Genomic DNA, 21385 nt, shown 5'->3' on the forward strand with positions numbered 1-21385 from the left:
GCCGGGCGGTGAGCATGGCCGGAATCTCGGTCTCCATGGTGATGTTGGAGCTCGGTACGATCTGGCCGATTCGATAGAGGTTTTTTTTATCCGCGCTTTGCATGGCTGGGCTCCGATCAGGCGGTGGCGGTGGCGTCGAACCGCTCGGCGCAGGTGGTGGCGTCGTACTCGTAGATCCACTCGGCGCGGATGCCCACCGCGTTGGGGTCCTTTTTCTGTGCTTCGCGGAACGCTTCGTCGCGCTTGCGCAGTTCTTCCGGCGTGGACAGGTGGTAGCTGCGGCCGCGCTCGCGGGCCTGCAGCTGCACTTCGGCGGTGCGCGGGCGGCGCTCCTGCTCGTAGGCGCGCAGGGCGGCGGCGGTGTCGCTCTGATAGTGGGTCAGCGCCTCGGCCAGCACATAGGCGTCCTCGATGGCCATGGCGGCGCCCTGGGACAGGAACGGCAGCATCGGGTGGGCGGCGTCGCCGAGCAGGGTGGCCCGGTCGGTGGACCAGCGCGTCAGCGGGTCGTGGTCGAACAGGCCCCATTTGAAGGTCTGGCTGGGGTCGGTCATTTTGAACAGACGGATCAGGTCGTCGTTCCAGCCTTCGTAGGCGGCCAGCAGCTCCTCGGTGCTGCTCGGTTCGGTCCAGGATTCCTCCACCCAGTCGGCGGTCTCGGTGACGGCGACGATGTTCACCGCCTGGCCGCCTTTCACATAGTAGGTGACCACATGGGCCTTGGGGCCCATCCAGAAGGCGGCGTCCGGGCCCACGAAGGGCAGCGGGTGCTGCTCCACCGGCACCAGCGCGCGCCAGCACATATGGCCGGTGAACTGAGGCTGGTCGTGGCCCCACAGGGAGGCGCGCACCGGGGAATGGATGCCGTCGGCGCCCACCACCAGGTCGGCCTTGAACTCGCCGCCGTCGGCGAAGCGGGCCAGCACGCCGTCGTCCTGTTCTTCGATGCCGGTGCAGCGGGCGTTGAAGGTCACTTTGTCCGCCGGCAGGTCGGCGGCCAGGATGCCGTGCAGGTCGGCCCGGTGCACATGGTAGAACTCGGCGCCGTAAACCTGGGGGAAGGCGTCCTTGAGCGGCGTGCGGAACAGGGTCTCACCGGTCTGCCAGTTGATGCCGCGCATGGATTCCGGCAGAAAGCCGATCTCGTCCAGGGCCTCGGTGAGGCCCAGGGCCTTGAGCACTTTCACCGCGTTGGGGGTCATCTGCACCCCGGCGCCCACTTCGCCGAACGCCGGCGCCTGCTCGAACAGGTGAAAATCGATGCCGCGACGGCCAAGGGCCCGGGCCAGTGCCACGCCGCCGATGCCGCCGCCGATGATGCCGACACGAAGTTGCTCAGACATGGAATACTCCTTATTAAATATTCAACTAATTAATTATGGCGGTGCGCCGATAACGGGGCGCGACCGCCTTTTCGGTGGTAACCGTCGGTGGTGACGCTGGTCAGCCGTAACCGGCTGTTCAGGCGCCCAGATAGGCGCTCAACACCTCCGGGTCCTCGAGCAGGGTGGCGCTGTCCGCCTCGGTGCTGATGGTGCCGGTTTCCACCACATAGGCCCGGGAGGCCACCGCCAGGGCGTTGTGCACGTTCTGCTCCACCACCAGCACGGTGACGCCGTGGCCGTTGATTTCGCGAACCACCTCGAACACCTCGTCGGCCATTTTCGGCGACAGGCCCAGGCTCGGTTCATCGAGCAGCAGCAGGCGCGGCTCGGACATCAGCGCCCGGGCGATGGCGAGCATCTGCTGTTCACCGCCGCTGAGCGTGCCGGCCATCTGCTTGTAGCGCTCGCGCAGTCGGGGAAAGCGATGGAAGGCCATGCCCACCCGTTCTTCCACCTGCTGCTTGGAGCCCACCAGAAAGGCGCCCAGGATCAGGTTCTCGCGCACCGTCATGGCCGGCCACACGTGGCGTTCTTCCGGGCAGTGGGCGATGCCGGCGGCGACCACCTTCTCGGCGGGCCGGCCGGCGATCTCCTGGCCGTCCCAGACAATGCTGCCCCGGCTCGGTTTGAGCAGGCCGGAGATGGCCCGCAGGATGGTGCTCTTACCGGCGCCGTTGGCGCCGATCAGCGCCACGGTTTCGCCTTCGCCCACCGCCAGATCCACGCCGTGCAGAGCGGCGATCTTGCCGTAGGCCACGTGCAGGTCGCGCACCTGCAGCAGGGTGTTGTTATGGCTCGCGGTCATGCCCGTGCCCTCCCCAGATAGGCTTCCACCACCTGTGGGTTGTTTTTCACCTCGGCCGGCTTGCCTTCCGCCAGCTTGCGCCCGAAGTCCATCACCATGACCCGGTCGCTGACGTCCATCACCAGGCTCATGTTGTGTTCGACGATGACGATGGACGGCACCTGTTCGCGGCGCAGCCGCTTGAGGATGCCGCCGAAACGCATGGCCTCCTGGCTGTTGAGGCCCGCCGCCGGCTCGTCGAGCATCAGCAGGGTGGGCCGGGCGGCCAGGGCCACCGCCACTTCCAGCAACCGCAGTTCACCGCAGGACAGCCGGTAGGCCGGGGTGTCCATGCGCGCGCCCAGGTCCAGCAGGGTCACCAGCCGGGCGGCGTTGTCGCGGGCCTCCCGTTCCGCCCGCCGCACCGGCGCGGTGGGGAAGAAGGTTGCCAGCAGGCTCTGCCGGGCGCTCAGGTAATGACCGGCCAGCACGTTCTCGAACACCGTCAGCGGCTTGAGCACATTGGTTTTCTGGAAGCTGCGCACCAGGCCCCGGCGGGCGATCCGGTAGGGGCTCTGGCCGGTGATGTCCTGGCCCTGGAAAGCCACCCGGCCGGTGGTGGGCGTGTAGAAGCCGGTGATCAGATTGAAGCAGGTGGTCTTGCCGGCGCCGTTGGGCCCGATCAGGCCGAACACTTCACCCCGGTTCACCTGGAAGTCGATGTCCTGCACCGCCTTGATGCCGCCGAAGGTCTTGCTCAGGCCCTCCACGGTGAGCAGCGGTGCGTCGCTTTGCGTCGGGTTCATGCCGGACCTCCCTGTACGCGGGTGGCGCCGTCGTCGGGCTCGGCGCGGTCGCCGCGCTCGCGACGATGGTTGAGAAAGCCCATCAGGCCGTTGGGCAGGAACAGCACCACCGCCATCACGATCAGCCCGAACAGGGACAGACGCAGCTCCTGCAGTTCACGCAGGTACTCGGTGAGCAGGGTCACCAGCAGGGCGCCCAGCAGCGGTCCGATCAGGGTGCCCTTGCCGCCGATCAGCACCATGATGATCATGCTCACCATAAAGGCGAAGCCGAACACATTGGCGCCCACGAAGGTGATGTAGTGGGCGTAGAAGCCCCCGGCCAGCCCGGCCAGGAAGGCGCCCAGCACGAAGGCGCGCATGGCGTAGACGAACGGGCGGATACCCACCGACTGGGCCACGAAGCGGTTCTCGCGCACGGTCACCGCGGCGCGGCCGTTGTTGGAGTACACGAAGCGGTAGGCCAGGTAGAGCGACACCGCGGTGAGCGCCAGGGCCAGATAGAAATAGAAGCGCTTGGCGATCAGCGGCGAGGCGTCGGCCAGCAGCGCCGGCTGGGCCACCCCGGACAGTCCCATGGGGCCGTTGGTGAAATCCACCCAGTTGTTGGCGATCAGCCGCAACACCTCGGCGAACGCCAGGGTGATGATCACGAAGTAGGGGCCGCGCAGCCGCAGGGTGATGGCGCCGATCACCACCCCGAACAGGGCCGACACCACCCCGGCCAGCGGGATGGTGGCCCAGGCCGGCAACCCCAGCCGCAGGGACAGCAGGGCGGCGGTGTAGGCGCCCAGGCCGAGAAAGGCGGTGTGCCCCAGGGAAAACTCGCCCACGTAGCCGACGATCAGGTTGAGGCTGGTGGCGAGTATCGCGTAGAGCAGCACCATGATGCCGATGTGCAGCAGATACTGGTTGCCCACCAGCAGGGGAAAGGCGAGGGCGATCAGGCCCAGCACCAGCAGGGTATTGCGTTCGAATTTCATGCTCAGGCCCTCTCCACCTGGGTTGAAAACAGCCCGTAGGGTTTGAAGATCAGAGTCAGGATCACGATGATGAAGCCGATGATGTCCACCGTCCCGGTGGAGATGTAGCCGCCCCACAGGGCTTCGGCCACGCCCAGGATCAGGCCGCCGACGATGGCGCCGGCGAAGCTGCCCATGCCGCCCAGGATCACCACCACGAAGGCCTTCAGGCTGACCAGCCCGCCGGCGCTGACATGGGTGGAATAGATGGAGCCCAGCACCATGCCGGCGGAGGCCGCCAGCATGGTGCCCAGGGCGAAGGTGCTGGCGTACACCCGGGCGGTGTTGATGCCGGCCAGCCGCGCTGCCATCGGATCCTGGAAGGTGGCGCGCATGGCGCGCCCCAGGCGGGTGTGGCGGATCACCAGATGGGCGGCCAGAATCAGCACCGCGCAGGCGGCCACCGCGAACACGCGCAGCTCGGTGAGCACCACCGGGCCCAGGAACACCGGTTTGTTGGGCAACGGGCCTTCGATGGTCAGCGGCGCGGTGCCCACCAGCAGCAGGGCGGTGTTGGTGAGAAAGATCGACAGCCCGATGGTGAGCAGAATGCTGGGCTCCTCGCCCTGGTCGCGCACCCGCTCGATCAGGAAGCGGTCCACCAGCCAGCCGCAGGCGCCCATCACCGCCAGGGTCAGTGCCAGCCCGGCGAAGAAGTTCAGGCCCAGCACGGTGGTGGCCAGCCAGCCCATCACCCCGCCCAGCATATACAGCTCACCGTGGGCGAAGTTGACCACCCGCATCAGCCCGAAGATCAACGTCAGGCCCAGGGCCGAGAGCGCGTAGAACGCCCCCGACACCAGACCGTTGGCGACAAACTGCAACAGCATATCCATGGATTATTGCCCGTCCTTGGCGCTGCCTGCCTCGGGGTCGGCGATACGGGTGGTGGCGACCACCTCGGTGTGGCCGTCGCGGATCTGCACCAGCGCCGCCTCGAAGCCATAGCCCTGGCCTTTCCGGGTGAACCGGTAGCGGCCGTTGGGCGCCTCGTAGTCGGTGGCATGGAGCCCGTCGACGATGGCGCCGGCGTCGGTGCCGCCGGCCCGGTCGATGGCGTCCATCATGATGTTCAGGGAGTTGTAGCCGGCGGCGGCGTACTTGCCGGGGGCATGGTCATAGGCGGCGCTGTAGTCCTTCACGAAGCGCTGGTTGCGTTCGCCGGGCAGGTTGGAGACATAGGGCACGGCGGCGTAGATGCCTTCCGCCGCGTCACCGGTGATCTTGATGAAATCGCTGGTGGCCCAGGAGCCCACCCCGAACACGTCCATGTCGATGCCGAACTGTTTGATCTGCTTGACCAGGGTGGAGCCGTCCTGGGTCTCGGCGGCCACGAACACGCCATCGGCGCCGGAGCCGCGCAGCTTGGTGAGCAGGGTGTAGAAGTCGGTGGCGCCATGGTTGAAGTATTCGATCATGGTGGTTTCGACGCCGTGGCTGGACAGCTCCTGCTCGAACGCCTTGGCGCTGCCCCGGCCCCAGTCGTCGTTGACGCCGATATAGGCCACCTTCTTGAGGCCCAGGTTGTCGACGATCAGACGGGAGAACGCCTGGCCGAGCAGGCCGTCGGTTTCGGCGGAGCGGAAGAAGTAGGGGTTGCCTTTCTCGGTGAGGCTGGCTTCCGAGGACACACCGGTGAGGAAGGGCGTTTTGTACTTGCGCGCCACCGGCATCACCGCCGAGGTGGCGGAGCTGCAGAAGGCGCCCACCAGGGCCACCACCTGGTCACGCTGAATCAACTTCTCGGCGGCGTTCACCGAGTTGGCCGGGCTGCACTGGCCGTCCTCGATGATCAGTTCCACCTGCTTGCCGAGCACGCCACCGGCGGCGTTGCGCTGCTTCACGGCCAGCCGCGCGCCGTTGGCGTCGGCGGTGCCGTTGTAGGCCACCGAGCCGGTGAGCGGCTGGATCAGCCCGATCTTGACGGTGTCCTGGGCCGGAGCCGCGGCGGAGGCCAGCACGGCAGTCGCCATTATGGGAGCCAGAATCAGTTTTCTCATCGTCGTTATCTCCTGTTGAACTTTGTTGTTAGCGCGACTGACCGACATATTAATTAATCGGTTAGTAAATTTACAAGCGCTGTGGCTCTCATAGCAAGTTGCGGACCAGAATACGGGACGGCCGGCGGCGCCGGAGGGCGTCTGAAGAGGGCTGTTTTGGTGCGCCGCAACGAAAACCGCCCCGTGACGGGGCGATCAGTCGCCTTGCAGTTCCACCTTCACTTCCAGGGGCAGGGACAGCCGTTCGCTGTGGCGGTCGGCCCCGCCCAGGCCGGCGGCACTGCTGTCCTCGGTGACGGTGATGGCGCCCAGGGGCTGCCATTGGCCGGGCACCATCATCAGGGTGCTGGCGGCGCCCTGAATCTCGGCGGTGCCGCCGCCGGCGGGCCGTTCGAAGCGCTGGGCGATGTCCAGCCGCACCCGGCCGTCGCCGGTGAGCATGGGGCGCACCTCAATACCCTGGCGCAGGCTCATCAGTGCCGGGTACTGGGTGCCGGTGAGCGCCACCAGCGTGCCCTGGCCGATGGCCGCGGCGTGGCCGGAGAGGGTGTTGATGCGGTAATCGTCCTGGCGCTGGCGGGTGACGCTGCCGGCGCCGGCGCTGACGCCGCCGGGGCCGACCCGGATGCCGCCGCCGGCGCTCTCGCCACCGGCCCGGCGGCGCAGATGCACGGCCACCGTGCGCGGCGCCTCCGGCATGTCGCCCAGGGCGGCCAGGATCTCGTCGAAGTTGGCGGTGCTGGTGCGGATGATCAGCTTGCCCTGATAGGCGTTCACATAGCCGCCTTCAGGCAGCAGCGGTCGGATCACCGGCACCAGGGCCTGGGCGTCGGCGCGCTGGATCACATGGATCGACAGGGCCTGGGCCTGGCCGGCGCGGGGCAGGGCGAACAGAACGCACATCGAGGCGGCCAGGATCGCCAGCGCCAGCCATTTCAGCGGCGGCGACCGGTGCGCGGGGACGGAGCGGGCAGGGGCCATGATCAGCATTCCTTTGGCTGAAAAAGCGCGGGAAAAACCATCATAGCCCCAACCCCGCGGGGATCAACAGGGCGCCGGGCCGCTCACCGCGCCGCCCCCGGGCGCCCGGACGACCGCGAGGGCGCCACCAGACGGCCCTGTTCCCAGCGGGCCGGCACCAGCTTGCCCTGGCGGTCGCGGATCCAGCCTTCGCCGTCCGGCTGGTTGTCCCGGTAGGGCGTGATCTCCTCCACCCGGCCCTGCTCGCCGTATTCCACGAAACGGCCCTGACGCTTGCCGTCCTGGTAGTGGCCTTCCAGCCTCGGGTAGCCCTCGGCGGTGGTTTCCCGGTAGGGCCCGTCCAGGCGATCCTTGTCGAAGCGGGCGTACACCTGGACACCGTCGTCGCGCCGCTCGAACACGTCGCCGTGCCGTCGGCCGTCGCGGTAGGGCACCCGCGACAGCAACTGGCCACTGTCGTCGTACTGCGTCCATTCGCCGGTCCGCTGGCCGTTCCGGTAATGGCGCTCGGCGAGCAGCTCGCCGTCGGCGGAATGCAGGGTCCAGTCGCCGTCCAGCTCGCCGTCGACATAGTGGGCGTCGCGCACCCGGCCATCGTCCTCCAGGGTGCGCCAGTCGCCCACCGGCTGGCCCTGGCGGTAGTGGCCGGACTCGACCACCTCGCCGTCGGCGTTCTCGGTGCGCCAGGGGCCGTCTTCCTGGTCCTGGCTGTAGTGTTTGTGGGTCCAGCGCTGGCCGTCCGGGCCACTGCGTTCACGCCAGTCGCCGTCCAGCCGGCCTTTTTTGTAGTGCATGACCCGGACCAGTTGGCCGTCGTCGTCGTAGGCTTCCCAGGTGCCGGTGCGCAGGCCGTCGCGCATCTGGCCCTGTTCGCGGCCACCGTTGCCCAGCGGGGCGATGGCCGGCCCTTGCTGCACACGCTTGACCCAGTGTTCCAGCCTCACCACGGTGTCGCCGTTGAAGCCGATCCGCCACTGGCTGTTCTGTTGCGGGTAACGCAGACTGACACTGCTCGGCGAACCGTCGCGGTTATGATCGGCCATCAGAGACAGCCACTGCGGCGCGCCGTCCCGGAAGCGGCCCTGATCGTCCCGGAAGAAGTGGGCTTCGCGGCGCGAATAACTGCCGTCGCCGCGCCGGTTCCAGGCCATCAACACCCCGGGGGCGGTGAAGTCGGCATGGCCGATGCGGTTGCCGTCGCGGTCGTAGCGGTTGTAGAAATTGTCGTAATCGCCGTCGCGGTAGCGTCGCTCCTCCTGAATCTGACCGCCGTCCGGGCCGCCGTTTTCCCGGTAATAACTGATCTGCATGCCGTCGGGGCGGTTGTCCTTGACGGGCCTTTCCAGCAGCAGGTTGCCTTCCTCGTCGTACATTTTTTCGACGCCGTTCATTTTGCCGTCGCGGTACGGCTTGTACTTCTCCACCTGGCCGTTTTCGTAGTAGGTGATCAGTTCGCCGTCCGGGCGGCCTTGCTCATCGTTATGGCCCTTCTCCTTGACCTGGCCGTCCGGGTACAGATAGCGGAAGTCGCCGAGCCATTGATCGTCCTTGCCGGGCCCGCTGCGCACCCCTTCCGCGTAGAGGGCGTCGCCGTCCTGGTAGTGGGCCTGGAAGCGATAACCGGGGCCGTCCGGATTCTCCGGCAGCGGCACCTCCACGTAGTAGAAGGCGTTGTCCGGTTTGTCGACCGGGTAGCCGTATTCGCTGAAGTAGCGGCGCTCCGCGTGGGCGCCGGCGCCGAGCAGCAGGGCGCCCAGCGTGACCAGCGCGGTGGGCATCAGGGTCGGTTTCATTGTGGCACCTCCGCGAAGTCGGCCCGCAGATCACGGTGCTGTTCGCCGTCCGCGCGCAGCAGCCGCACCTCCTTGACCTTGCCCCAGAAGCGGCGTACCCCCTGGTCGTCCTCGCCGAGCGTTTCCAGGGCCAGGCCGGTGTCGTCCAGGGCGGCGTAGTCCAGGCCCTCGATGCCGCCGCAATCGTCGCCCAGTGCCACGCCGTCGTCGCCGTCGAAGCGCGCGCAGCCGGGCTGCTCGCGGGTCAGCGTGACGGTGTCCACCTCGGTGGGGCAGCGGGCCTGGAAACGCAGTTCGCGGCCGTAGAAGTAGCGGATTTCGTCGTCTTCCGTGCGCAGCTCGAAACCCGGGTCGATGCCCTCGCGGGCGCTGCCCTTGTCCCAAACGAAACGCAGGGGCGTGCCGTGAAACTCGGCGCCATCCTCCGGAGTCAGGGTGCACAGCCGCAGCCCCGGCGGGCCGGTGACCCGCAGACGGTTGTCGTCGAGACCCTCCAGGGTCAGCCCCTCCAGCAGCGCCTCGGTGTCGTCCGGTACCTCCGGCAGCGGTGAGGGCTGGTGGCGCACGCCGCCGGGGTTGAGGCCGGGCGGCCCGTCCCGCGGCAGCGGCCGCACGGTAAACGTCAGCGGGCGCTGGCTTTCCTTGAGCGGGGTCAGGCGCAGAGCGGCGATGGGTGCCTCGGTGATCAGGGTGATCTGGTCCAGGGACGGGCCCAGGGTCAGGCGGCCCACGAAGACTTCGGCGGAGGTGTCCGCCTGCTGGTAGGGCCGGTAGACCACCGCGTAGGGCAGCGGCTCGCCGTCCGCGTCCAGGGGCTCGGCGCGCCAGTGACCCTGGTCGCCGCCCAGTTGCAGGTCCACGCGCCGGTCCTGCCAGTCGAGGATTTTCGGCGCCTCCGGCGTGTCGCCGTCGCGTTTCACGATAACCGGTTCGCCGTCGGTCCAGATGCGGGCGGCGCCGGTGATCTTCACCGGCTGGTCGGCGTCGAACTTGCCGTCCCCGGTGAGCACCAGCGGGTCGCGGCCGATGTCCGAGGGGATCGGCGAGGCCAGGCCATAGAAGCCGCCGCTCTCGCCCAGCCGGTTGAGCAGCAGGCCGTCCGGCGCCGGGCCGTCGAAGCCGGTCAGATGGAAGCTGGCCTGTTGCTGCAACGGGGTGGCCAGGGTCCAGTCTCCCTCGGTGAGCAGCCGGGTGTCTTCCAGCTCGTCGCGTTTGTAGAACAGGCTTTGCTCCAGGCTGTCCAGCAGGGTGTCCACATAGGCGTCATCGCGCATCGGCTGGCGCTGGTCCGGGGACAGAATGCGCGGCTCTCGCAGTTCGCGCTCGGTGCGGTCCGCGTACATCTCCACCTGCATCGGGTCCACGTCCCAGTCCTGCACCGGGTAGGGGTAGTGCTGCTGGCTGATCAGCACCAGTCGTTGCTCCATGCGCGCGTCCTGTTCCGGCACCGGCAGGCTGCTTTGCAGGCGCAGCGCCTCGGGCATGCCGGAGGGCCAGCGGGCGATCATGCGTGCCTGGCCGGTGACGCCGTCGCCGTCCAGGGTCAGAGCGATCAGCACCCGGTCGCCGTCACGGGCCAGCACCCGGTAGTCGGCGGTGACCTTGGGCAGACCCCACAGCGAGGCGCTGGCCTGCCAGGTATCCCCGGGCCGGGGATCGTCGGGCAGCGGCACCGCGGTGGCGGTGGCCTGATCCAGCAGTTGTTCCACCTTGTCGCCGAAGCGCTCCACCATTTCCGCGTGGAGCGCCGGGTCGGCGATGCGGGTTTCGGTGATTTCGCCATCTTCCACCCGGCTCAGCGTGCCGGTGTCGAGGAAGCGGCGCAGCGGCTTGGCGCGCTCACCCAGCGTCGCCAGGTTGCGGGTGTCCAGTTCGCCGCTGCCGAGGCGCATCCAGGGCAGGGTGGTGCGGATCCACAGGCCGCCGCCGGCGTCGTCGTCCACCCGGTTGCGGACCATCGCCTGCAGCCGCATGTCCTGGCCGTAGTCGCGGTCGGCACGCTTCAGGGTCTGGTGGGCGACGAGCAGAAAGTCGTCTTCGTAATCAGCGTCGGGGGCGCGGTTGTCCTGGCAAGCCGCCAGCAGGAAAAGGCAGAAAAAAGGCAGTAAAAAACGCATAATAAGAGCTCTCCGTCAGCGTCGAAGTGTAGCGAATGCCGCTGCGTCACGGGGCGCTGTAAACGAAAATTGTGAAAAACACCCGGCAAAAAAAGAGAGAGCTGATGGTGGGGAACAGCCGGTCCGTGACCAGCAATCAGGACGATCTGCATCCGGCCCTGGAGGCCACCGTGCGCCGTCATCTGGACCATGCGTGGCGGGCGCCGCTGGCGGACCATGATCGGGCCGCGTTCCAGCGCGCGCGGGAGTGGGTGGGTGATCGTGACCGGCCGCTGATCCTGGATTCCGGGTGCGGCACCGGACGCTCCTCGGTGCGGTTGGCGCACTGCTATCCGGACGCGCTGGTGCTGGGGCTGGATCAGTCCGCCCACCGTCTGGCGCGGGCACCACGGCGCTTCGACATACCGGACAACGTGCTGCTGGTGCGCACCGACTGCGGCGGTTTCTGGCGGCTCGCCGAGCAGGCCGGCTGGCGGCCCTGGCGGCATTATCTGCTGTACCCGAACCCCTGGCCGAAAAGCGCCCATCTGAAGCGCCGCTGGCATGGCCACCCGGTGTTCCCGCATTTGCTGGCGCTGGGCGGCACCCTGGTGCTGCGTACCAATTGGGCGCTCTATGCCCGGGAGATGGCCGCCGCTCTGGCCCTGGCGGGCCGCGCGGCGACCCTGAGCGAGGCGGAGGTCGGCGCTCTGGCGCTCACCGATTTCGAGGACAAATACCGCAACAGCGGCCAGCGGCTCTGGGAGCTGGTGGCCGAGACGGCGCGTCCGCCCCGTTGACGGTCAGGTCAGTTGAAGGTCAGGTAGAGTTTGTAGGCGATGGTGGCCAGCATGCAGATCGTGCCCGCCGCCAGCAGCGCCACGCCCCAGTTGTACTGGCGGCCGGCGAAACCCGCCGCCATCAACGCCAGCCCCACCACGATCAAAGCGATCAACCCGTCAAAAAGCGCCATCGTCGTCCCCCCGCCGGGAGTGGTTATTGTTACTCACCATGATGCCGATTTTCACCGGCGCCGCCAGTGCGGCGCCGCTCAGTCGAGCAGTTTGAACATCTGCCGGTGGGGGATGTGGGCGTCCATGAAGATGCCGCCGGAGACACTGAAGCCGGCGGTTTCATAGAAGCTGGTGGCGTGGGTCTGGGCGTACAGGAAAATCTCGCCCATGCGCGCGGCGCGAGCGGCTTCCTCGGCGGCCACCAGCAGGGCGCGGCCGACGCCGCTGTTGCGGTGGGTTTCCAGCACGCAGAGGCGGCTGATCTGGCCGCTGCCCAGCAGGCGCAGGCAGCCGATCGGTCGTTGTTGGTCATCCAGCGCCAGGAAGTGGCGGGCGGCGTGGTCGGCGCCGTCCCATTCCAGTTCCTCGGGAACACCCTGTTCGCCGATGAAGACGCGCTCGCGCAGCGCGCTCAGTTCATCGCGGTGTTCGTCCCAGGACGTTTCGATGATGGTAAAGCTAAAGCCCATGGCGTTCTCGTCAAAGCTCGGCAAAGTAGCCCTGGTCCATCCAATGGTCCAGCAGGGCGCGGCCGTCGGCGTCGAGCACCGCGGCCAATTCCTTATCGGTGTAGCGGCGTTGGCGGGCGAGCAGCCCGGCCAGGGCGAGCTGGCCACCGTGCAGGGGCCAGGGCTCGCCGTTGAGCCAGGCGGTGTCGTCCGCCACCAGGAGACGCACGCCGCCATGGCGAACCAGGACGGCGTCGGAATCGGCGGCGCGAATGTGCGCCGGGTCGATCAGAAAATCAAGTCCCGATTGTCGCGGGGTGCTCAGCCAGCGGGCCAGGGCGTTGCGCGCGGCGGCCCGGTCGAACAGGCCCAGGGCCTGCTCCAGCATGGCCTCGCGCTCGCCGGCCTCGAGCCGGCCCGGGTCCGCCGGCGCCACGCGGCCGGCATCCCGGTACAGGGTGGGCGCGGCGTCGGCCAGGGTCTCGGCCACCATTTCCGCCAGCAGATCCCGGTAATCCGGGGCGCGGAAGCCCACCGACCAGGTGATGCAGTCGCTGTCCAGGGCGACGCCGTGGTGAGCCACCCCCGGCGGCAGGTAGAGCACGTCCCCGGGGCCGGCGATGTGCTCCCCGGTCACCGGCATGTCGGCCAGCATTTTCAGCGGCACGTCGCCGCGCAGCCGGCTGCTGTCGTCGCACTCCGGGCCCAGTCGCCAGTGCCGCCGACCGGCGGCCTGCACCAGAAACACGTCGTACTGGTCGTAATGGGGACCCACGCTGCCGCCCTCGGCGGCGTAGCTGATCATGATGTCCTCCAGCCGCCAGCCCGGCAGGAACCGGAAGTCGTCCAGCAGCAGCGACACCTCGGTGAGGTAGTGGTCCACGGACTGCACCAGCAGGGTCCAGTCGCGCTCGCCGAGTTCCGCGAAGCGTTCCGCTTCCAGCGGGCCCTGTTCCAGGCTCCAGGGGCCGTCGCCGGCGCCCTGGATCAGCCGCGACTCCACCTCCGGTTCCAGCGCCAGGCCGGCCAGGGTGTCCGCGTCCGGGTGCGCCAGCCCGGCGGCGGCGCCGGGCATGAACAGGGGCGCGCGTTGCCAGTGGCGGGCCAGGAAATCCTCCGGCGCCAGCGGCAGCGTGAAGCGGGGCAGGGGCTGGGTCACGTTACTGAACGTCGCGGGCCTGTTGCCCGGCGTTGCCCACGTAGCTGCCCGGGGTCATTGCCTTGAGGCGTTCCTTGGCGTCCTCGGGGATCGCCAGGCCGTCGATAAAGGCGGCCAGGTTTTCCTGGGTGATGGCCTTGCCGCGGGTCAGCTCCTTGAGCTTCTCGTAGGGCTTCTCGATGCCGTAGCGGCGCATCACCGTCTGGATCGGCTCGGCCAGCACTTCCCAGGCGTGGTCCAGATCGTCCGCCAGCCGCTCGCGGTTGACTTCCAGTTTGCCGATGCCCTTCAAGGCGGCCTCATAGGCGATCAGGCTGTGCGCCAGGCCCACGCCCACGTTGCGCAGCACCGTGGAGTCGGTGAGGTCGCGCTGCCAGCGGGAAATCGGCAGCTTGGCGGCGAGATGGTCCATCACCGCGTTGGCGATGCCCAGGTTGCCTTCGGAGTTCTCGAAGTCGATGGGATTGACCTTGTGCGGCATGGTGGAGGAACCCACTTCGCCTTCCACCGCGCGCTGCTTGAAGTAGCCCAGGGAAATATAGCCCCACACGTCCCGATCGAAGTCCAGCAGGATGGTGTTGAAGCGCATCAGGGCGTGGAAATACTCCGCCACCCAGTCATGGGGCTCGATCTGGGTGGTGAACGGGTTGAAGGTCAGGCCCAGGCTTTCCACGAAGCGGCGGGCGAAGGCCGGCCAGTCCACCTCCGGGTAGGCGGCGTAGTGGGCGTTGTAGTTGCCCACCGCGCCGTTGATCTTGCCCAGGATCTGCACCGCCACGAACTGGTCGCGCTGGCGCTTGAGGCGCTCCACCACATTGGCCATTTCCTTGCCCACGGTGGTCGGGGAGGCGGACTGGCCGTGGGTGCGCGACAGCATCGGCACGTCGGCCAGGCCGTGGGCCAGCTGGCGGATGGTGCGAATGATCTGGTCGAGCTTGGGCAGCAGGGCGTCGCGGGCCTCGCGCAGCATCATCGCGTAGGACAGGTTGTTGATGTCCTCGCTGGTGCAGGCGAAATGGACGAACTCGGTCATCTCGTCCAGTTCTTCATGCTCGGCCATGCGCTCCTTGATGAAGTACTCCACCGCCTTGACGTCGTGGTTGGTGGTGCGCTCGATCTCCTTGATGCGCTCGGCGTGCTGTTCCTCGAAGTCCCGGGTCACGCCGCGCAGATGCCAGGCGGCCTTGCCGCTCATCAGCGGCACTTCCGGAATGTGCTTGTCGTGGGACAACTGTTCCAGCCAGCTCACTTCCACGTGCACCCGGTAGCGGATCAGGCCGTACTCGCTGGTGATCGGGCGCAGCGCCTCGCACTTGCCGGCGTAGCGGCCGTCCACCGGAGAAATGGCGGTGAGGGGGTTAAGGCTGGACATGGGGGACTCCTGAAATGGGAAACCGTTGGCGGCGCAATGATACCGTAATTGACCGGGAATCGCGCGCCGGTCTCGTAACCTCGAAATGGCTTTATATGTAGCTGCTAATTATCTGATTTTAATACTATTAAGAATCTCAAGACGTTGCTTGCGTTGAAACAGCAGCCGCCACCGGCGACCGTCCAGCTGGTGCCACAGGAAGGCGGCGCGCACGCCGGCCAGGAACAGGGCGCGAATGCGCGCCGCGTTGTCCTCGTCCTGCAGCTTGGCCGGGTCGCCCTGCACCCGGATGCGGAAGCGGAAGGTGCCCAGGGTATCCAGGTAGATGCCGGCCAGGCGATGGCAGAAAGTGACATTGGCCAGGCTGTCGAAATGTTCGCGCTGGCCCTGCAGGGCGATCAGACGGTGACGCAGCAGGCTGATCACCTCGTCGTTCTTGCGCAGCTTGGACGACAGGTGCAGCAGCGCCAGGGCGTAGCTGAGCGGCCGCGCCGCGTCGCGGGTGTGCTCCCGGCCCAGGCTCTGGCGCAGCAGGCGTACGCCGTCTTCCAGCGCCGCCGGGTTCGGGTAGATCTGGTCGAACTCGCCGGCATCCATGGCCATCACCCCGCCCAGCAGGGCTTCCACGGCGCCGCTGTCCGCATCGCCCCGGGTGGCGATGCGGTCGGCCAGCACCGCGGCTTCGAACACCGCCGCCAGCGCCAGCATTTGTTGTTGCTCGTGATTGAACGTCATTCCGTCGCCTCGATCACGGCGCCGCCCAGGCAGGTGTCGCCGTCGTAGAACACCACCGATTGCCCCGGGGTCACCGCCCGCTGGGGTTGCTCGAACGTGACCCGCACCCGGCCGTCGCCGGCGTCTTCCACCCGGCAGGCCTGATCCGCCTGGCGGTAGCGGGTTTTCGCGGTGAGCCGGGCGGGCAGGGCCGGCGGCTCGCCGGCGACCCAGTCCACCGCGGCGCTGGTCAGCGCCTGGCTGAACAGCAGCGGGTGGTCCTGGCCCTGCACCGCCACCAGCACATTGCGGTCCAGATCCTTGCCAGCCACGTACCAGGGCGCGTCGCCGGCGTCGGCGCGGCCGCCGATGCCCAGGCCCTGGCGCTGACCCAGGGTGTAGTACATCAGGCCGTCGTGGCGGCCGATCACGTGACCCAGGTCGTCCTCGATGTCACCGGGCTGGGCGGGCAGATAGGTCTCCAGGAAATCCTTGAAGCGGCGCTCGCCGATAAAGCAGATGCCGGTGGAGTCCTTCTTTTTATGGTTGTCGAAGCCGCGCTCGGCGGCCAGCCGGCGCACCTCAGGCTTCTCCAGGTCGCCCAGGGGAAACAGGGTGCGGGCGAATTTGTCGCCGCCCACCGCGTGCAGGAAGTAGGTCTGGTCCTTATTGTGGTCCACGGCGCGCAGCAGCCGGCCGCGCCCGCCGTCGTGACGGACTTGCGCGTAGTGACCGGTGGCGATGTAGTCCGCGCCCAGGGTCAGGGCCCGGTCGAGAAAGGCGGCGAACTTGATTTCCTTGTTACAAAGGATGTCCGGATTGGGGGTGCGCCCGGCCCGGTATTCGGCCAGAAAATGCTCGAACACCCGGTCCCAGTATTCACCGGCGAAATTGGCGGTGTGCAGCTCGATGCCGAGCACGCCGGCCACCTGCATGGCGTCCAGCAGGTCTTCCCGGGCGGTGCAGTAGTCGGTGCCGTCGTCCTCGTTCCAGTTCTTCATGAACAGCCCCTCGACCTGGTAGCCGGCGTCGAGCAGGCGCGCCGCCGCCACCGACGAATCCACGCCGCCGGACATGCCGACGATCACGCGGGTGGAGCGAGGATCCCGGGGCAGGTCCCGGGCAAGGGTATCGGACATCGTCAGCCTCGTTGCAGGGGCCAGGGGTGTTGATAAATGGCGTCCAGCGGCAGGCGCCGGCCGCTCCGGTAGTCGTCCACGCAGCGCTGCACCAGCGGGCTGCGGTGTTCACCGCCGCGGGCCGCCAGTTCCTCCGGGGTCAGCCACACCGCCTCCAGGATGCCGGTATCCAGCTTCTGGTGCGGGTCGTGGCCCAGCGGCCGGGCCAGAAAGCAGGTCCGGTAATAGACCCCGCCACCGGGCTGCGGTTGAAAGATATACCAGCCCAGCAGGTCGGTGATCTCCACCCGCCAGGCGGTTTCCTCCAGGGTTTCCCGGTAGGCGGCCTGCATCAGATCCTCGCCGAATTCGGCGTGGCCGGCGGGCTGATTGAGCACCGCCTGGCCGCCCTTCATCTCGCGCACGAACAACAGGCGGCCCTCTTGTTCCACGACGGTGGCCACAGTAATGTGCGGTTCGAAGCTGTTCATCGAAGGCTCCAGCCGGGCGGTTATGATCGGTCAGCGGGCGCAGATGGTAGCGCACCGCCGGCCGCCGTGACAGCCGCGGCCCGCGTCAATTGATGCCGACTGATCCGCCAAGGGGTGGGGCCGCGTCCCGGAGAATGCAATACGTGAATGATACCTTCAGCCATCTGGACGACCAGGGCCGCGCCCGCATGGTCGACGTCAGCGGCAAGGCGGAAACCGCCCGCACCGCCCATGCCCGGGCTCGTGTGCGCATGGCGCCGCGCACCCTGGCCATGATTCTCGACCAGCAACACCCCAAGGGCGACGTGCTGGCGGTGGCCCGGGTGGCCGGCATCCAGGCGGCGAAAAAGACCTGGGACCTGATTCCGCTTTGCCACCCGCTGATGCTCAGCGGCGTGAAGGTGTCCCTGGAGCCGGAAGGCGACGATGCCCTGCGCATCGACGCCCACTGCAAACTCAAGGGGCTCACCGGGGTGGAAATGGAAGCCCTCACCGCCGCCTCGGTGGCGGCGCTCACCGTCTACGACATGTGCAAGGCGGTGGACCGGGCGATGGTGATCGAGCAGGTGTGTCTGGTGGAAAAGACCGGTGGCCGCAGCGGCGACTTCCGGCGGGAGGAGGCCTGAAGCCATGATCGAAGTGGTGTTTTTCGCCGCCCTCCGGGAGCGCGTGGGCGAGGATTCCCTGCGCGTGACGCCGCCGGAGACGGTGACCACGGTGGCCGCGCTGTGCGACTGGCTCGCCGAACAGTATCCGGCGGTGGGCCGGGCCCTGGACGCCACGCCGCGCCGCATGGTGGCGATCAACGAGCAACTGGCGGAGCCGCGCAGCGCCGTGGCCGACGGCGACACGGTGGCCCTGTTTCCGCCGGTGACCGGGGGGTGAGATGACGCGCATCGAGGTGGCGATCACCGCCGAACCCCTGGAATCACGCCTCTCCAGCGAGGGCCGGGACGGCCGCAGCGGCGCCGAAGTGCGCTTCTCCGGGCGCGTGCGCGACGAATCCGGCCAGGTGCGGGCTCTGTTCCTGGAGCACTATCCGGGCATGACCGAGCGCGCCCTGCGCCGCATCGGCGAGCACGCCCGAGAGCGCTGGCCTCTCAATGCCATCGAAATGATTCATCGGGTCGGTGAGATCCGGGTCGGCGAGGAGATTGTGCGGGTGGTGGTCTGGGCCGGCCACCGGCAGGCCGCCTTCGAAGCCTGCGCCTTCCTGATGGACGTGCTGAAAAGCCAGGTGCCGCTGTGGAAGAAGGAGCTCACCGACGACGGCTGGCATTGGGTCGAGGCCCGTGAGCGCGACGCCGAGGCGGCCGCCCGCTGGATGGCGCCGTCTTCGGAGGATGCACGGTAACTTCCCGCCACTGGCCCGGCGCCAGCCCGTCCAGGGTCCAGTCGCCGATGCGCCAGCGCACCAGCCGCAGGGTAGGGTAGCCCACCGCTGCGGTCATGCGCCGCACCTGCCGGTTGCGACCTTCGTCCAGTATGATCTCCAGCCAGCGGTCCGCTACCGTGAGCCGCTCGCGCACGGGAGGTTGGCGTGGCCACAGGTCCGGTTCCGGGATCAGCCGGGCCGGGGCCGGGCGACAGGGGCCGTCCTTCAGGGTGAGCCCCTGGCGCAGCGGCGCCAGGTCCTGATCCGCCGGGTCGCCTTCCACCTGGGCCCAGTAGGTCTTGGGCAGATGGAAGCGGGGGCTGGCGATGCGCGCCTGCAGCCCCCCGTGGTCGGTCAGCAGCAGCAATCCTTCCGAATCCCAGTCCAGCCGGCCCGCCGGATAGACCCCCGGCACGGGGATGTAGTCCTTCAGGGTAGGACGCCCCCGGTCATCGCTGAACTGCGAGAGCACCTGAAAGGGTTTGTTAAACAAAATCAGCCTTGCCATGGTCGAAATCGCTCTCCGAAGGTCGCGAAGCCGAGCAAGAATACCACCTGGGTGCTATACTCGCGCGGCGACCGAATACTACGGTTTTTCTCAGAGGGAGTAGTGTAGATGGGATACCAAAAGATCACGGTTCCGGCGGACGGTGACAAAATCACCGTTAATGCGGACCTATCCCTGAATGTCCCCAACCACCCGATCATTCCATATATCGAAGGGGACGGCATCGGCGTTGATATCTCGCCGGTGATGATGAAAGTGGTAAATGCCGCCGTGGAAAAAGCCTACGGGGCAAAACGTGCGATCACGTGGATGGAAGTGTTCGCGGGCGAGAAGGCCACCAAGGTCTACGGCCCGGACACCTGGATGCCGGAAGAGACCCTGGAAGCGCTGCGGGAATTCACCGTCGGCATCAAGGGCCCGCTGACCACCCCGGTGAGCGGTGGCATCCGTTCCCTGAACGTGGCCCTGCGTCAGGAACTGGACCTGTACACCTGCATGCGCCCGGTGCGCTGGTTCGAAGGCGTACCGAGTCCGGTGCGGCACCCCGAGCTCACCGACATGGTGATCTTCCGGGAGAACTCCGAAGACATCTACGCCGGCATCGAATGGCCCGCGGACAGCCCGGAGGCCACCAAGCTGATCAAGTTCCTGCGGGAGGAAATGGGCGTGACCCAGATCCGCTTCCCCGAGAGCTGCGGCATCGGCATCAAGCCGGTTTCCCGCGAAGGCACCCAGCGCCTGGTGCGCAAGGCGATTCAGTACGCCATCGACAATGACAAGGATTCCGTCACCCTGGTGCACAAAGGCAACATCATGAAGTTCACCGAGGGGTCGTTCAAGAACTGGGGCTACGAGCTGGCCCGTGACCGTTTCAATGCCGAGCTGCTCGACGGTGGCCCGTGGATGGTCATGAAGAACCCGCGTACCGGCAAGGACATCGTCATCAAGGACGTGATCGCCGACGCCTTCCTGCAGCAGATCCTGATGCGCCCCGCCGAGTACAGCGTGATCGCCACGCTGAACCTGAACGGCGACTACATCTCCGACGCCCTGGCGGCGGAAGTGGGCGGCATCGGCATCGCGCCGGGCGCCAACATCGGCGGCTCCGTGGCCCTGTTCGAGGCCACCCACGGCACCGCGCCGAAGTACGCCGGCCAGGACAAGGTGAACCCCGGTTCGCTGATTCTGTCCGCGGAAATGATGCTGCGCCACATGGGCTGGGAAGATGCCGCCGATCTGGTGATCAACGGCATGGAAGGCGCCATCGCCGCGAAGACCGTGACCTACGACTTCGAGCGACTGATGCCCGACGCCACCCTGCTCAAGTGCTCTCAATTCGGCGACGCCGTGATCGAGCACATGGGCGTGTAACCACGCCCACCCGCGCCGCGCTCCTTATTGCGAGGAGACGGCGTTGCTTTCCTGATCCCGCCGCCGTGCCCTGGCCGGCCGGCGGGAAGACGGGGCTTCCCCTTTCTTCACGTCACCGGGTTTAAGATTGACGGCGTGGTAGCCCTTGGAGGCTTCGCGCAGTTCATACTCGACGCTTTGTCCCGCGTACAGGGTTTTGTATCCTTCTTCCTGTATATAGGAATAGTGGACGAACAGATCGTCGCCGCCCTCGTCGGGCCGCACGAATCCGTAACCCTTGGTGTTGTTAAACCACTTCACTGTACCCGTTGGCATGGTGCTCCCTCTGGCCGCTGGCTGCGAAGTTGTTGTTATCGGCCACAACCACCCCCGGCTCGGTTAGAATAGGTTGGTTTTTGAACAACTGTTCCTTAAGGTCCGCGGGGTGTCAACCCCCGAGCCACCGGGATTGAAAAACGTCGTGATACCCCTCATTTGTTGATTGCCTGCTGACGCCAGCGGGTATACAACCGTTAGAGAAGGTTATGAACAGGCATCAAGACTCCACACCTCGAAACAGCAAAGCGGCGGCGTCCGCGCCGCGGGCCGCCCGGCTGGGCCCGGAAAAGCCCGAGGGGCCCGATCGACACGGCGAGGCCGCCGTCGAGGAGGCGCGACCCAAGGTCAAACGGCCGCCGATGTTCAAGGTGATGATGCTGAACGACGACTACACGCCCATGGATTTCGTCGTCGAGGTGCTGGAGACCTTCTTTCGGATGGACCGTGAGCAGGCCACCCGGGTCATGCTGACGGTGCACACGAGAGGTAAGGCGGTGTGCGGGGTTTATCCCCAGGACATCGCCGAAACCAAGGCCGCGCAAGTGGTCGATTATGCCCGCGAACATCAGCATCCGCTGATGTGTCAGGTGGAACGCGCCTGACGCCGTCCGGCGACGGACAGGGCACCAA

At 67.2% G+C, this 21385-nt stretch carries 24 protein-coding genes; 6 read left to right on the top strand and 18 right to left on the bottom strand.

Annotated elements, in window-relative coordinates; translation table 11 throughout:
• Positions 1-116 precede the first annotated feature (116 nt).
• The 9 genes from ACLD0W_RS18000 to ACLD0W_RS18040 form a co-directional block, all read right to left on the bottom strand.
• Positions 117-1343 (bottom strand): FAD-dependent monooxygenase, encoded by a 1227-nt coding sequence (locus tag ACLD0W_RS18000; RefSeq protein WP_410308828.1) that lies wholly within the window; start codon positions 1341-1343, stop codon positions 117-119.
• Positions 1344-1461: 118 nt separating this feature from the next.
• Entirely contained in the window at positions 1462-2190 is a 729-nt protein-coding gene (locus ACLD0W_RS18005; RefSeq protein ID WP_410308829.1) for an ABC transporter ATP-binding protein, read from the bottom strand.
• A complete protein-coding gene (locus ACLD0W_RS18010) occupies positions 2187-2975 on the bottom strand; it encodes an ABC transporter ATP-binding protein (protein WP_410308830.1) in 789 nt (262 codons plus the stop codon). The genes ACLD0W_RS18005 and ACLD0W_RS18010 overlap by 4 nt, the downstream gene beginning before the upstream one ends.
• Complete coding sequence (locus ACLD0W_RS18015; RefSeq protein ID WP_410308831.1) at positions 2972-3958, bottom strand: branched-chain amino acid ABC transporter permease; 987 nt, start codon at positions 3956-3958, stop codon at positions 2972-2974. The genes ACLD0W_RS18010 and ACLD0W_RS18015 overlap by 4 nt, the downstream gene beginning before the upstream one ends.
• Before the next feature lie 2 nt (positions 3959-3960).
• Complete coding sequence (locus tag ACLD0W_RS18020; RefSeq protein WP_410308832.1) at positions 3961-4833, bottom strand: branched-chain amino acid ABC transporter permease; 873 nt, start codon at positions 4831-4833, stop codon at positions 3961-3963.
• A 3-nt stretch (positions 4834-4836) separates the two neighbouring features.
• Positions 4837-5970 carry an ABC transporter substrate-binding protein gene (locus ACLD0W_RS18025; protein WP_410308833.1) on the bottom strand — a complete coding sequence of 378 codons (1134 nt, stop codon included), beginning with the start codon at positions 5968-5970 and terminating at the stop codon, positions 4837-4839.
• A 222-nt stretch (positions 5971-6192) separates the two neighbouring features.
• Entirely contained in the window at positions 6193-6978 is a 786-nt protein-coding gene (locus tag ACLD0W_RS18030) for a hypothetical protein (protein ID WP_410308834.1), read from the bottom strand.
• Between the two features lie 83 nt (positions 6979-7061).
• Positions 7062-8771, bottom strand: coding sequence for a toxin-antitoxin system YwqK family antitoxin (locus tag ACLD0W_RS18035; RefSeq protein WP_410308835.1), 1710 nt, complete (start codon positions 8769-8771; stop codon positions 7062-7064).
• Positions 8768-10888, bottom strand: a complete 2121-nt coding sequence (locus ACLD0W_RS18040) for a hypothetical protein (protein WP_410308836.1) — start codon at positions 10886-10888, stop codon at positions 8768-8770. Before ACLD0W_RS18040 ends, ACLD0W_RS18035 begins: the two co-directional genes overlap by 4 nt.
• A gap of 104 nt (positions 10889-10992) precedes the next feature.
• On the opposite strand from ACLD0W_RS18040, the gene ACLD0W_RS18045 reads away from it, so the two are divergent.
• Positions 10993-11667, top strand: coding sequence for a tRNA (guanine(46)-N(7))-methyltransferase TrmB (locus ACLD0W_RS18045; protein ID WP_410308837.1), 675 nt, complete (start codon positions 10993-10995; stop codon positions 11665-11667).
• Between the two features lie 8 nt (positions 11668-11675).
• Here the strand turns inward: ACLD0W_RS18045 and ACLD0W_RS18050 are convergent, their stop codons facing one another.
• The 7 genes from ACLD0W_RS18050 to ACLD0W_RS18080 form a co-directional block, all read right to left on the bottom strand.
• Positions 11676-11840: a hypothetical protein gene (locus tag ACLD0W_RS18050; protein ID WP_410308838.1), complete on the bottom strand. Its 165-nt coding sequence runs from the start codon at positions 11838-11840 to the stop codon at positions 11676-11678.
• A gap of 78 nt (positions 11841-11918) precedes the next feature.
• The gene (locus ACLD0W_RS18055; protein ID WP_204428807.1) at positions 11919-12350 is read right to left on the bottom strand and encodes a GNAT family N-acetyltransferase; all 432 of its coding nucleotides are present in this window, start codon (positions 12348-12350) and stop codon (positions 11919-11921) included.
• Positions 12351-12360: 10 nt separating this feature from the next.
• Positions 12361-13488, bottom strand: coding sequence for a JmjC domain-containing protein (locus tag ACLD0W_RS18060; protein WP_410308839.1), 1128 nt, complete (start codon positions 13486-13488; stop codon positions 12361-12363).
• 1 nt (position 13489) lies between these two features.
• Complete coding sequence (gene purB, locus ACLD0W_RS18065; RefSeq protein WP_410308840.1) at positions 13490-14860, bottom strand: adenylosuccinate lyase; 1371 nt, start codon at positions 14858-14860, stop codon at positions 13490-13492.
• A gap of 108 nt (positions 14861-14968) precedes the next feature.
• Positions 14969-15595 carry a high frequency lysogenization protein HflD gene (gene hflD, locus ACLD0W_RS18070; protein WP_410308841.1) on the bottom strand — a complete coding sequence of 209 codons (627 nt, stop codon included), beginning with the start codon at positions 15593-15595 and terminating at the stop codon, positions 14969-14971.
• Positions 15592-16713, bottom strand: a complete 1122-nt coding sequence (mnmA, locus tag ACLD0W_RS18075) for a tRNA 2-thiouridine(34) synthase MnmA (protein ID WP_410308842.1) — start codon at positions 16711-16713, stop codon at positions 15592-15594. Before mnmA ends, hflD begins: the two co-directional genes overlap by 4 nt.
• A gap of 2 nt (positions 16714-16715) precedes the next feature.
• A complete protein-coding gene (locus tag ACLD0W_RS18080) occupies positions 16716-17183 on the bottom strand; it encodes an NUDIX hydrolase (protein ID WP_410308843.1) in 468 nt (155 codons plus the stop codon).
• 134 nt (positions 17184-17317) lie between these two features.
• On the opposite strand from ACLD0W_RS18080, the gene moaC reads away from it, so the two are divergent.
• The 3 genes from moaC to ACLD0W_RS18095 are packed head-to-tail and all read left to right on the top strand — an operon-like array spanning position 17318 to position 18537.
• Positions 17318-17809 carry a cyclic pyranopterin monophosphate synthase MoaC gene (moaC, locus tag ACLD0W_RS18085; RefSeq protein ID WP_410308844.1) on the top strand — a complete coding sequence of 164 codons (492 nt, stop codon included), beginning with the start codon at positions 17318-17320 and terminating at the stop codon, positions 17807-17809.
• Positions 17810-17813: 4 nt separating this feature from the next.
• The gene (gene moaD / locus ACLD0W_RS18090) at positions 17814-18068 is read left to right on the top strand and encodes a molybdopterin converting factor subunit 1 (RefSeq protein WP_410308845.1); all 255 of its coding nucleotides are present in this window, start codon (positions 17814-17816) and stop codon (positions 18066-18068) included.
• A gap of 1 nt (position 18069) precedes the next feature.
• Positions 18070-18537, top strand: coding sequence for a molybdenum cofactor biosynthesis protein MoaE (locus ACLD0W_RS18095; RefSeq protein WP_410308846.1), 468 nt, complete (start codon positions 18070-18072; stop codon positions 18535-18537).
• Here the strand turns inward: ACLD0W_RS18095 and ACLD0W_RS18100 are convergent.
• On the bottom strand, positions 18443-19066 hold the full coding sequence (locus tag ACLD0W_RS18100; protein WP_410308847.1) for a pseudouridine synthase: 624 nt from the start codon (positions 19064-19066) through the stop codon (positions 18443-18445). The genes ACLD0W_RS18095 and ACLD0W_RS18100 overlap by 95 nt on opposite strands.
• 108 nt (positions 19067-19174) lie before the next feature.
• On the opposite strand from ACLD0W_RS18100, the gene icd reads away from it, so the two are divergent.
• Complete coding sequence (icd, locus tag ACLD0W_RS18105; RefSeq protein ID WP_410308848.1) at positions 19175-20437, top strand: NADP-dependent isocitrate dehydrogenase; 1263 nt, start codon at positions 19175-19177, stop codon at positions 20435-20437.
• Between the two features lie 24 nt (positions 20438-20461).
• On the opposite strand, the gene ACLD0W_RS18110 is transcribed toward icd, so the two are convergent.
• A complete protein-coding gene (locus ACLD0W_RS18110; RefSeq protein ID WP_410308849.1) occupies positions 20462-20752 on the bottom strand; it encodes a cold-shock protein in 291 nt (96 codons plus the stop codon).
• Between the two features lie 209 nt (positions 20753-20961).
• Between ACLD0W_RS18110 and clpS the strand changes: the two genes are divergently transcribed.
• Positions 20962-21357: an ATP-dependent Clp protease adapter ClpS gene (gene clpS, locus ACLD0W_RS18115; protein WP_410308850.1), complete on the top strand. Its 396-nt coding sequence runs from the start codon at positions 20962-20964 to the stop codon at positions 21355-21357.
• The last annotated feature ends 28 nt before the right edge of the window (positions 21358-21385 follow it).

It is taken from the genome of Alloalcanivorax sp. C16-1 (genome assembly GCF_046507805.1).
GTDB lineage: Bacteria > Pseudomonadota > Gammaproteobacteria > Pseudomonadales > Alcanivoracaceae > Alloalcanivorax.